Source organism: Vibrio genomosp. F10 str. 9ZD137 (assembly GCF_049974785.1).
In the GTDB taxonomy this organism is placed as follows: Bacteria; Pseudomonadota; Gammaproteobacteria; order Enterobacterales; family Vibrionaceae; genus Vibrio.
In genome coordinates, this window is sequence record NZ_JBNGCJ010000312.1 from 1 (window position 1) to 11,612 (window position 11,612).

General features: G+C 44.5%; 7 protein-coding genes and 1 pseudogene. 5 read left to right on the forward strand and 3 right to left on the reverse strand.

The features are described from left to right. Positions 1 to 2,461 (forward strand): valine--tRNA ligase (locus tag ACP45E_RS05910; RefSeq protein ID WP_069584799.1); only part of this gene is annotated, 2,461 nt, incomplete at its 5' end. A 130-nt stretch (positions 2,462 to 2,591) separates the two neighbouring features. Continuing rightward, a complete protein-coding gene (locus ACP45E_RS05915; protein ID WP_017038755.1) occupies positions 2,592 to 3,341 on the forward strand; it encodes a substrate-binding periplasmic protein in 750 nt (249 codons plus the stop codon). Here ACP45E_RS05915 and ACP45E_RS05920 read toward each other — a convergent pair. From ACP45E_RS05920 to rapA, 3 genes are all read right to left on the reverse strand, one after another. Then, positions 3,338 to 4,306 carry a D-2-hydroxyacid dehydrogenase gene (locus ACP45E_RS05920; RefSeq protein ID WP_017038756.1) on the reverse strand — a complete coding sequence of 323 codons (969 nt, stop codon included), beginning with the start codon at positions 4,304 to 4,306 and terminating at the stop codon, positions 3,338 to 3,340. The genes ACP45E_RS05915 and ACP45E_RS05920 overlap by 4 nt on opposite strands. Positions 4,307 to 4,319: 13 nt before the next feature. Further along, positions 4,320 to 5,057 (reverse strand): bifunctional tRNA pseudouridine(32) synthase/23S rRNA pseudouridine(746) synthase RluA, encoded by a 738-nt coding sequence (rluA, locus tag ACP45E_RS05925; protein ID WP_017038757.1) that lies wholly within the window; start codon positions 5,055 to 5,057, stop codon positions 4,320 to 4,322. Between the two features lie 187 nt (positions 5,058 to 5,244). Continuing rightward, positions 5,245 to 8,151 carry an RNA polymerase-associated protein RapA gene (rapA, locus tag ACP45E_RS05930; RefSeq protein ID WP_017038758.1) on the reverse strand — a complete coding sequence of 969 codons (2,907 nt, stop codon included), beginning with the start codon at positions 8,149 to 8,151 and terminating at the stop codon, positions 5,245 to 5,247. A gap of 480 nt (positions 8,152 to 8,631) precedes the next feature. Here rapA and ACP45E_RS05935 point away from each other — a divergent pair, with 480 nt between their 5' ends. The 3 genes and pseudogenes from ACP45E_RS05935 to ACP45E_RS05945 all read left to right on the forward strand — a co-directional run. After that, a complete protein-coding gene (locus tag ACP45E_RS05935) occupies positions 8,632 to 10,008 on the forward strand; it encodes a PhoH family protein (protein ID WP_017034485.1) in 1,377 nt (458 codons plus the stop codon). 142 nt (positions 10,009 to 10,150) lie between these two features. Next, positions 10,151 to 11,155: an ornithine carbamoyltransferase gene (gene argF, locus ACP45E_RS05940; protein ID WP_017038759.1), complete on the forward strand. Its 1,005-nt coding sequence runs from the start codon at positions 10,151 to 10,153 to the stop codon at positions 11,153 to 11,155. 273 nt (positions 11,156 to 11,428) lie between these two features. Beyond that, positions 11,429 to 11,612: pseudogene (locus ACP45E_RS05945) on the forward strand (aspartate carbamoyltransferase); the annotation flags it as partial.

Consider the following 11,612-nt stretch of genomic DNA (forward strand, 5'->3'; position numbering starts at 1 on the left):
ACCGCTCTTCCGATCTCAAGAAGTGTTTGTTCGTCTATACGAAGAAGACCTAATCTACCGTGGTAAGCGTCTAGTAAACTGGGATCCTAAACTGCACACGGCAATTTCTGATCTTGAAGTTGAAAACAAAGACAAAAAAGGTTTCATGTGGCACTTCCGCTACCCATTAGCGAACGGTGTTAAAACGGCTGATGGCAAAGACTACATCGTTGTTGCGACGACTCGTCCTGAAACTATGCTTGGCGATACAGGTGTTGCGGTTAACCCAGAAGATCCACGTTACAAAGATCTTATCGGTAAAAAAATCCTGCTTCCTATCGTCAACCGTCTTATCCCTATCGTAGGCGATGAGCACGCCGATATGGATAAAGGCACAGGTTGTGTAAAAATCACTCCAGCCCATGATTTCAACGATTACGAAGTGGGCAAGCGCCATAGCCTACCAATGATCAACATTCTAACGTTCAATGGTGATATTCGTGATGCGGCTGAAGTCTTCACGACTAACGGTGAAGAAAGCGATGTCTACTCAACAGAACTTCCTGCTAAATACCAAGGCATGGAGCGCTTTGCTGCTCGCCGAGCAACCGTTGCTGAATTTGAAGAGCTAGGCCTTCTTGACGAGATCAAAGATCACGACCTTACGGTTCCTTACGGGGATCGTGGTGGCGTGGTGATCGAACCAATGCTGACTGACCAATGGTACGTGCGCACAGCGCCTCTTGCTGCACCTGCGGTTAAAGCGGTTGAAGATGGTGAAATCCAATTCGTACCTAAGCAGTACGAAAACATGTACTTCGCGTGGATGCGTGACGTGCAAGACTGGTGTATCTCTCGTCAACTTTGGTGGGGCCACCGTATCCCAGCATGGTATGACAACGATGGTAAAGTTTACGTTGGTCGCACAGAAGAAGAAGTTCGTGAAAAGAACAACCTAGCGCCTGTTGTTGTGCTTAAGCAAGACGACGACGTACTGGATACCTGGTTCTCTTCTGCACTTTGGACGTTCGGCACACAAGGCTGGCCTGAAGATACTGAAGCAATGAAAACCTTCCACCCATCAGAAGTACTGGTATCTGGCTTTGATATTATCTTCTTCTGGGTTGCTCGTATGATCATGATGACCATGCACTTCGTGAAAGACGAAGATGGCAAGGCTCAAGTACCTTTCAAAACCGTTTACATGACAGGCCTTATCCGTGATGAAAACGGCGACAAAATGTCTAAGTCGAAAGGTAACGTACTTGACCCAATCGATATGATTGACGGCATCGGCCTTGAAGAGCTAGTCGAAAAGCGCTGTGGCAACATGATGCAACCTAAACTGGCGGCTAAAATCGAGAAGGCGACACGTAAAACGTTCGAAAACGGTATCGAACCATACGGTACGGACGCACTGCGTTTCACTCTTGCTGCTATGGCTTCAACGGGCCGTGACATCAACTGGGACATGAAGCGTCTTGAGGGTTACCGTAACTTCTGTAACAAGCTATGGAACGCAAGCCGTTACGTACTGATGAATACAGAAGAACACGACTGTGGCATGTCTTTGTCTGTTGAAGACCGTGCAAACATGGAATTCTCTCTGGCTGATAAGTGGATTGAATCTCAGTTTGAAGTTGCCGCGAAAGAGTTTAATGCTCACCTAGACAACTACCGTCTAGATATGGCAGCAAATACGCTTTACGAATTCATCTGGAACCAATTCTGTGACTGGTACCTAGAGCTAACGAAACCTGTTCTTTGGAAGGGTACTGAAGCTCAGCAACAAGCGACTCGTTACACGTTGATCACAGTTCTTGAGAAGACTCTGCGTCTTGCACACCCTGTTCTTCCTTACATCACTGAATCTATCTGGCAGAGCGTTATTCCACTGATTGACGGCGTTGAAGGCCCTGACTCTGAAGACAGAACCATTATGACTCAAGCACTGCCTCAGTTTAATGAAGCGAATTTCAATGCTGAGATCGTAGAAGACATCGAATGGGTTAAAACGTTCATCACCGCTATCCGTAACCTGCGTGCGGAATACGACATTGCTCCTAGCAAAGGCCTAGAAGTGATGATCAAAGTGGCGAACGAGAAAGATGCAGCTCGTATCGAAGCAAACAAGATCGTTCTTACTTCTCTAGCTAAGCTAGACGATATAAAGGTTCTAGCAGACGGCGAACCTTCTGATCAACAAGAACTACCGGCTTGTGCAACGAAGTTAGTTGGCAAATCTGAGCTGATGATCCCAATGGCGGGTCTTATCGACAAAGATGCAGAACTTGCTCGTCTAGACAAAGAAGTGGCTAAGACTCAAGGCGAAATCAAACGTATCGAAGGTAAACTCGGTAACGAAGGTTTCGTTGCTAAAGCACCTGAAGTTGTTATCGCAAAAGAGCGTGAAAAGCTAGCAAGCTATAAAGAGACTCTGGTTAAGCTTGAAGAGCAAAAAGCGACCATCGCTGCACTTTAAGTTCCAAGCAATCTCATCAAGAAGCCAACCACTCGGTTGGCTTTTTTTATGATCTTTTTTCTGAGCATTGAACAAACAAATATTCTCTTCTAATCTTTAGTTAATTACCGCATCCATAAGGACGTCCCCTGTGAGATTTATCCTATTACTCAGTGTATTAATGCTGGCCTTTTCCTCTTTCGCCAATGACTCTTCATCATCTAAAATCATAAAGATTTCCGCTGGAGATTGGCCTCCGTTTATTGGTAAAGATCTCGATGACTTTGGAACGTTAGGAAAAAAGATCACCGAAGTCTTTGCTCTTGAAGGATACAGCGTTGAGTTTAATTTCTATCCGTGGACTCGCGCTTACGTGAAAGCACAGCAAGGCGAATTTGATGCCACTGCTATCTGGATGTTTGAAGAAAGCCGAACTGAACATTTTGATTACAGTGATCCTGTCGGGAAAGAAGAATTCGTCTTTTTTTACAATACAGACGCCTCTTTCGATTGGTCTAGTTTAGACGAGATTAAAGGCAAAGAGATCGGAGGCGAAATAGGCTACAGCTATGGTGAAGAGCTTGATAGCTTAATAGAGTCAGGGCAAGTCAACATGAGTCGCGTCAAAGAAACTCGCCAAAACCTCTTACGCCTTAAGCATAAAAGAATCGAACTTTACGCCCAAGAAAGGCATATCGGAATGTACAAACTGAGCCTACAGCCAGAAGATGTTCAAGCCAGTATCAGTTACCATCCCAAACCGTTTCTCACTAACGACAGCTTTCTTTTATTCTCAAAACAAAGCCCGAATAAACAAGAATTACTTGAGGCGTTTAATCGAGGCCTTAAGAAGTGGCAACAGCAAAATCCAAATGGAAATGGAAATGGAAATGGAAATTAAACCACACGGTTTTGCACTCGTCCTTCATGAAACGCTACAACGTTATCAATTAAAATATTAGCTAATTTCTGAATCGAGGAGTCGCTTCCCCAAGCCACGTGAGGAGTCAGCAATAAGTTCGGTAAATTAGCATTGGCCAGCAGCGGGTTACTGTCATCAGCGGGCTCTTGAGTAAAGACATCCACGCCTGCTGCTGCAATCTCGCCAGCCTTCAATGCATCGACAAGAGCCTGTTCATCAACCAACCCGCCGCGTCCTGCGTTAATCAAAATAGCGGTTGGCTTCATCTTTTTAAATTCAGCCGTTGAGATAAGGTGCTGTGTTTGAGTGGTTAGCGGACAATGTAATGTCATCACATCAGCTTGCTGGAGCACCTCTTCAAACGGTAAATAACCTTCTCGACAATCTTTGCTTGGTAAGCCCTTTCGCTCAGCAAAAACAACGTTCATTCCAATCGCTTTGACTAATGCAGCCGTTGCTTGACCTAATGCACCACTGCCGATGATACCTAACGTTGAGCCCGCCACATCCCCAATAGGATGAGTAAAGAAACAGAACTGTTTATCACGTTGCCACTCACCGTTTTGAATATCTTGATGGTACCCAACTAGATTTCTTCGAAGAGTAAACAGCATTGCAATGACATGTTCAGGCACTGACTGCGTGGCATAGCCTTGCACATTCGTCACGGCAATATTTGCACCACGACAATACTCAACATCAACATTGTTATACCCCGTTGCAGCCACGGCAATAAGGCTAAGGTTCGGTAGCTTAGCTAAGATATCAGCGTCAAGTACGACTTTATTGACCAACACAATATCAGCGTCTTTAATACGCTCAAAACACTGTTCTGGTAAGGTGTAGTCATATTCAATCCATTCATGCTCAAATGGTAATGTGGCGATGTTTATCTGCTGTGGGACGGTAGCTCTATCTAGAAAAACGACGGTTGGCAAAGGCATAAAGATTCCTTATTTAGCAGCGTGGTAATGTTTTGTAATCAGGCAGTGTTTCTGGGCTATCAAAGTGTTGCAAAATCTGCGCGTCAATATCGGGGTAAAAATCACACGGTATAAAAATGGTTTGTCGCTTCTCTGTCGCAGGATGATAAAAACTCAGCTCTGCGGCATGCAGCTCCAAGCGCGAGCTAAACGCCAGCGCCTCTGCGTTAGCATAAAACTCATCGCCAACAATCGAATGCCCTATAGCTTGCATGTGAACGCGAAGCTGATGAGATCGCCCAGTAATGGGAAGCAGACGAACAATTGAGGTACTCGCTTCATGCTCAACCAGCTGATATTTAGTTTGCGAGGGCTTACCGTCATCAAAGCAGACTTTCTGTCTCGGTCTATTCGGCCAATCACAGATAAGAGGCAAATCAATACTCCCCTGCTCTGCTTCAAGACAGCCCCAGACTCTCGCATAATAGATTTTATGCGTTAAACGGTATTGAAACTGCTTTTTCAATGATCGTTCTGCCGGTTTATTTTTCGCCAGTAGCATCAAACCCGATGTCGACATATCCAAACGATGCACCACTTGAATTTCAGGGTACTCGACCACTAAACGACTCCATATACTGTCATAGTGCTCTGCTAGTCGTCCTGGCACAGAGAGAAGACCAGAAGGCTTATTCACTGCTAAGATATCCTCATCTTCATAGACAATATCAATCCAAGGATCGGTCGGTGGTGTGTATTCGAGCATCGCCATAGTAAGTTCTCAACATGGACTAAAAATAGAAAAATAGAAAAATAGCAGTTAGCCATAAAGTGCTTTTAGCTTTTAGCTTTTAAAAGAAAAATGCTTCTAACAAAAAGAAGAGTAGCTCTTTCTATTAGAAGCAATGATATTACGAGTTTTGGTCAAAATTACGATTTTTGCCCAAAGCAACGCTGGTTTAGTTGTGGCTCACCACAATCAAGCGTAGTGAATCTAACTGCACTTGAGCTTTGCTAATATACTCGGTGAGTTCTTTTATTTGCGCTTCAATCGCTTCAATTTCTTCATCACGGATATTAGGGTTTACCGCTTTCAAAGCTTGTAAACGTTCTAATTCACCGTTCAAGCTCGCTGACATCTCTTTTTGTGCTTGCTCGCGTACTTGTTCAACCTTGGAAACCACCATGTTCTCACCCGCAGCAATCAAACCGTGGACTTCATTTTGTACTGAAGAAACCAGTTTGCTCGCAAGGTGACGATTCACCGGGCTGAGTTGACGGTTAAAGCTGTCGAACTCGACTTGGGCAGAAAGATCATTGCCACGTCCATCCATCATCAAACGGATTGGGGTTTGTGGTAAGAATCGAGTGATACCACTGCGTTTCGGCGCTTGTGCATCCACGACATAAATCAGCTCTAACAGTAATGTACCGACTGGTAGCGCTTTATTTTTCAATAACGAAACCGCTGATGCCCCCACACCCTCACTCATCAACAAGTCGATACCACCTTGAATCATTGGATGTTCCCAACTGATAAAGTTCATATCTTCACGTGATAGTGCGGTTTCACGATCAAAAGTGATCGTCGCCCCTTCATAAGGTAAACCTGGGTAGCTTGGTACCATCATATGTTCTGATGGAGTCACAACCAGTGCATTTTCGCCTTTATCATCTTGGTTTAAGCCAATAGTATCGAATAAGCTCAATGCAAAACTGACCAGATTGGTGTCGCCATCGGTTGCAGAAATAGTTTCCACAATGGCCTGCGCTTTCTCTCCACCATTAGAGTGCATTTCAAGCAATCGATCTCGACCATTTTCTAATTGAGACTTGAGTTCTTTATTCAGTTTCGCAGATTCTGAGATGACTTCATCAAGCTGCTCGATTTCACCAGATGCCAGCATATCCACTAACGCATCAGAATATTTATCATAGACAGCACGACCTGTAGGGCAAGTTTCTCTGAATGCATTCAAGCCTTCGTCAAACCAACGCGCTAGGATTGCTTGGGAAGTGCCTTTCAGATATGGGACATGAATATCAATATCTCGATGTTGGCCAATACGATCTAAGCGACCAATACGCTGCTCTAACAGGTCAGGGTTAAACGGTAAATCAAACATTACGAGTTGATTAGCAAACTGGAAGTTACGTCCTTCTGAACCAATTTCGCTACACAGAAGAACCTGCGCACCGCCTTCTTCCTGAGCAAAATACGCTGCTGCTTTATCACGCTCAATGATCGACATGCCTTCATGAAAAACGGTCGCACGAATACCTTCGCGTTCGCGAAGTGCTTGCTCTAATTGCAGTGCCGTACTAGCGCGAGAAGCGATAACTAAGATTTTTTCACTACGCTTTTCTTGTACTTTTTCAATCAACCAGTTAACACGTGAATCAAACTGCCACCAGCTGGCATCATCACCTTCAAATTCTTGGAAGATCTCTTCTGGGTAAAGATTTTTTAAAGCGCGAGCTTGAGGCGTTATCTTACCGCCAATCAATCCAGAAACACGCATAGAGGTCGCGTATTGCGTTGGAATCTCCATGGGTAGCAAATGCACATTGCGTGTTGGGAAGCCTTTGATCGCAGCGCGTGTATTTCTAAACAATACTCGCCCGGTGCCATGACGATCCATTAGGTTATCGATCAGCTCTTGGCGAGCAGCGGTTTTGGCTTCTTCATGGTCATCATTTTCAATAATGCGAAAAAGAGGCTCTACATCTTGCTCAGACAACAGCTCTGTGATTTGATTTTTTGCATCATTTTCCAGCTTGTGACCTGAAAACAATGCAGCAACGGAATCGGCGACAGGCGCATATTGCTCTTCTTCTTGGACAAACGCCTCGTAATCATAAAAACGGTCAGGATCAAGCAGTCGTAAACGAGCAAAGTGACTTTCTCGACCAAGCTGTTCTGGCGTTGCCGTTAGCAACAGCACTCCCGCTGTTTTCTCCGCAAGCCCTTCGATCACTTGGTACTCTCGACTCGGCTTATCTTGGCTCCACTCTAGATGGTGCGCTTCATCAACCACCAACAGATCCCAATCAGCATCAAGCGCTTGTTCAAAGCGTCGACGGCTTTTACGAATGAAGTCTAAAGAACACAATACGTATTGCTGAGTATCAAATGGATTTTCAGCTTCCGCGAATGCCTCGATGCAGCGTTCTTCATCAAAAATTGAAAAATGCAAATTGAAACGACGCATCATTTCCACCAACCATTGATGTTGAAGCGTTTCAGGCACAATGATCAAAATGCGTTCAGCACTGCCAGATAACACCTGCTGATGAATAATCATGCCTGCTTCAATGGTTTTACCTAGGCCCACTTCATCGGCAAGTAAAACGCGAGGAGCATGACGGCGCCCCACTTCGTGTGCAATGTAGAGCTGATGAGGAATAAGTCCGGCGCGCATGCCACATAATCCACGCATTGGGCTCTTATGCTGCTCAAACTGGTTGGTCAATGCTTTGTAACGCAGCACAAAGTTATCCATACGATCGACTTGACCCGCGAACAACTTATCTTGAGGTTTGTTGAAGCGAATATTATTGCTCAACATGATCTCTCGCAACATCACTTCTTCGTTGTTATCACTGCGTGTGCCAAGGTAGAAGTAAACGCCTTTGTTCTCTTCGACTTGTTCTACCTTGATAGACCAACCTTCTTGGCTTTCAACGACATCGCCGACATTGAATGTCACTCGGGTCACGGGAGCATCACTGCGTGCATATACACGATTTTCTTCTGCGGCGGCAAACATCAATGTCACTGTACGAGCATCCATTGCTACCACGGTACCTAAACCTAAATCGCTTTCCGTATCGCTGATCCAGCGCTGGCCCAAAGCAAATGTCATGAATCGACTACCTCATTATTCAAAATTGAAAATATTCTTTGTTATATTAGTTTGTATTTCATCAGTACGGGCATAAAAAGGATGACCCCAAAAGAATAATCATGAAAAAATCCGCACCAAAAAAGGTCGCTAATCTTACTTGAAGCTGTGATATAGGTCACGAGGTATCAACGGATTTTTTAACAGAAATCAGCCCGCCATCAAACTGTAAGAAAAGCATGTCATTTGTGTGTTTGAGTGTTGCTATAATCGTTAATGAATAAGCATGAATTTGTGTCACAACGGTCATTCATGGCACAAATTATGCTTTTTATGTCTAGAAATAGATCCACTAGGTATAGAAATAGATCAACACGGATTTGCAGTTGTAGGGCTTGGATTAAAGTACCAAGTGCGACGCATCTTCAAACGCGTTATCACTCAGCCCTCTTCTGTAAGAAAGACTGCTAAGCAATGCCGCCCGCCGGCAAGGAGATGCTTATGACTGATACCGATCGAAAACTATTCGTTCTTGACACCAATATCCTGCTTCACGAACCTTTTGCTATCTACTCCTTTCAAGAGCATGACGTGCTCATTCCCATGACGGTGCTTGAAGAGCTTGACCGAATCAAAGACAGTAAGCGAGATGTTGCTCGAGACGCGCGAGTGGCCATTCGTGCTTTAGAAGGCATTTTCAAAGACGCCACGCCCGATGAGATTTCAGAAGGCATTCACTTTTCCAAAGAGATAGCCGCAACCGGGTCTATTTCTATTGTTGCTGATTTTGAATTGCAGGAAACCGTCAAAGCCTTTGCGGATAAAGCAGGTGATAACCGTATTCTCAATGCGGTACTCGATTTACAAACCAAGCACGCTCCCCGAGAAGTCATCTTAATCACCAAAGACATTAATATGCGTTTGAGGGCTAAAGGCGCGGGTGTCCGCTTTGTTGAAGATTATCGAACCGATCAACTCATTGACGACGTTCAATACCTAACCAAAGGCTTCCAACAACGAAAAGGCGCATTCTGGGAGAGCGTTGAAGAAGTCGACAGTCAATCTATTGGGGGGAAAACTTTCCACACTCTCGATCGCGAACCCTTTGAACCCACATTCATCAATCAATACATCATCGACGAAGAGAGTGACTTTGCGGCGAGAGTGGCCGAAATATCTGATGACAGCATCACGCTACAAGATCTCAGCCGCGAACGAATGATGCATAAACGTGCATGGGACATCACGCCGAAAAACATCTATCAAGGCATGGCGATGGATGCCCTACTCGACCCTGATATTGATCTGGTCATCTTAACGGGGGCGGCAGGGAGTGGTAAGACATTGTTGGCGATGGCTGCCGCACTGGAACAAACCATTGAGAAGAAGATGTTCGATAAAATCATTGTGACTCGAAACACCCCTGATATCGGTGAATCTATTGGTTTCTTGCCCGGCAGTGAAGAAGAGAAAATGATGCCTTGGCTTGCTGCTATCACCGATACACTCGAAGCGCTGCATAAACACGACCACTGTACCGAAGGGTCGATGAAATACATCTGTGATAAAGCCAATATTCAATTTAAATCGATTAACTTCATGCGTGGTCGATCCATTCAAAATGCTTTTGTCTTGCTCGATGAATGTCAAAACTTAACCGCATCTCAAATCAAAACCATCATCACCCGCTGTGGGGAAGGCACCAAAATCGTCTGCTCAGGTAATCTTGCTCAGATTGATTCCCACTACCTTACGCCCGTCACATCAGGGCTGACTTACATGGTCGAGCGATTTAAGAATTTTGAAGGCAGCGCCAACATACACTTAAACGGGGTCGTTCGTAGTCGACTCGCCGAATTCGCTGAAGAAAACCTGTAGCTTATAACCTCCATATAGAACCCCTTCTACAAAGCGAGGCACTCACCGTGCCTCTTTTTTATTTTAAAATAATTATTCACAAATGGTGCATTTATATGTTTTACTAATCCCCTAGATAAAGCATCTTTCAAGGACTCATTTTATGGCTTTTAACCTGCGTAATCGTAACTTTCTTAAACTTCTCGACTTTACTCCTAAAGAGATCCAGTTTTTGATCGATCTTTCGGCCGATTTAAAAAGAGCAAAATACGCAGGAACCGAGCAAAAAAAATTGGTCGGTAAAAACATTGCTTTGATCTTTGAAAAAGCCTCAACTCGAACACGTTGCGCCTTTGAAGTCGCGGCCTTTGATCAAGGCGCACAAGTTTCTTACCTTGGCCCTTCGGGTTCACAAATTGGCCAAAAAGAGTCAATGAAAGATACCGCTCGGGTACTGGGTCGCATGTACGACGGCATTGAGTACCGTGGTTTTGGTCAAGACATCGTTGAAGAATTAGGGGCACATGCAGGCGTTCCCGTTTGGAATGGTCTTACCGATGAATTCCATCCAACACAAATTCTTGCCGATTTCCTCACCATGATCGAACACGGAAAAGGAAAACAGTTACACCAAATTAGCTTTGCTTATTTAGGTGATGCTCGTAATAACATGGGTAATTCTTTGATGGTAGGTGCGGCGAAAATGGGCATGGATATTCGCCTTGTTGCCCCTAAAGAATTTTGGCCAGAAGCCTCTTTAGTCGCCACTTGCCAAGAGATCGCAACTCAAACCAACGCCAAAATCACCTTAACTGAAAACGTAGAAGAAGGCGTTAAAGGGTGTGATTTCCTTTATACCGATGTCTGGGTCTCTATGGGTGAAGCCGCTGAAGCGTGGGATGAGCGTGTCACCAAGATGACCCCATATCAAGTAAACACCCAAACACTCGCGCTTACGCAGAATTCAGATGTGAAGTTTATGCATTGCCTACCAGCTTTTCATAACGATGAGACCGTCATTGGTAAAGAAGTCTCGGAAAAATATGGCATGAAGGGGTTAGAAGTGACCGAGGAAGTGTTTGAATCTGAGCACTCTATTGTGTTCGATGAAGCAGAAAACCGCATGCATACTATTAAGGCTGTCATGGTGGCGACATTAGGCCAATAGCGTGTCATTAAAGCTTGACGTAATCGCTTGCGCAGATTAAATCAAGGCGTATAATGCTCGGCAATTTGTCAGAGGATTACCAAATGATGGCGTCAGTATCGTGCCCGACTCAGCGATATTACAGATTCAACGATATTACAATGTGCAAACTGCGACTGCTTTCCAAGCTTAGCGGTGCTGTCATTCTTTTTGTAATTCTCTCAATTTTTTAAGCCTCCCATTTATGGGGGGCTTTTTTTTGGCCTAAGAACACTCAAGATAGGGAAGAAGAACATGACAAACTCGCTTTATCAAAAGCATATTATCTCGATTCCAGAGCTTTCTCGTGAAGAACTGGAACTCATAGTTAATACAGCCGGTCAGTTGAAATCTCATCCTCAACCTGAACTGATTAAAAACAAAGTCATCGCTAGCTGTTTTTTTGAACCTTCGACACGAACCCGACTTTCCTTTGAGA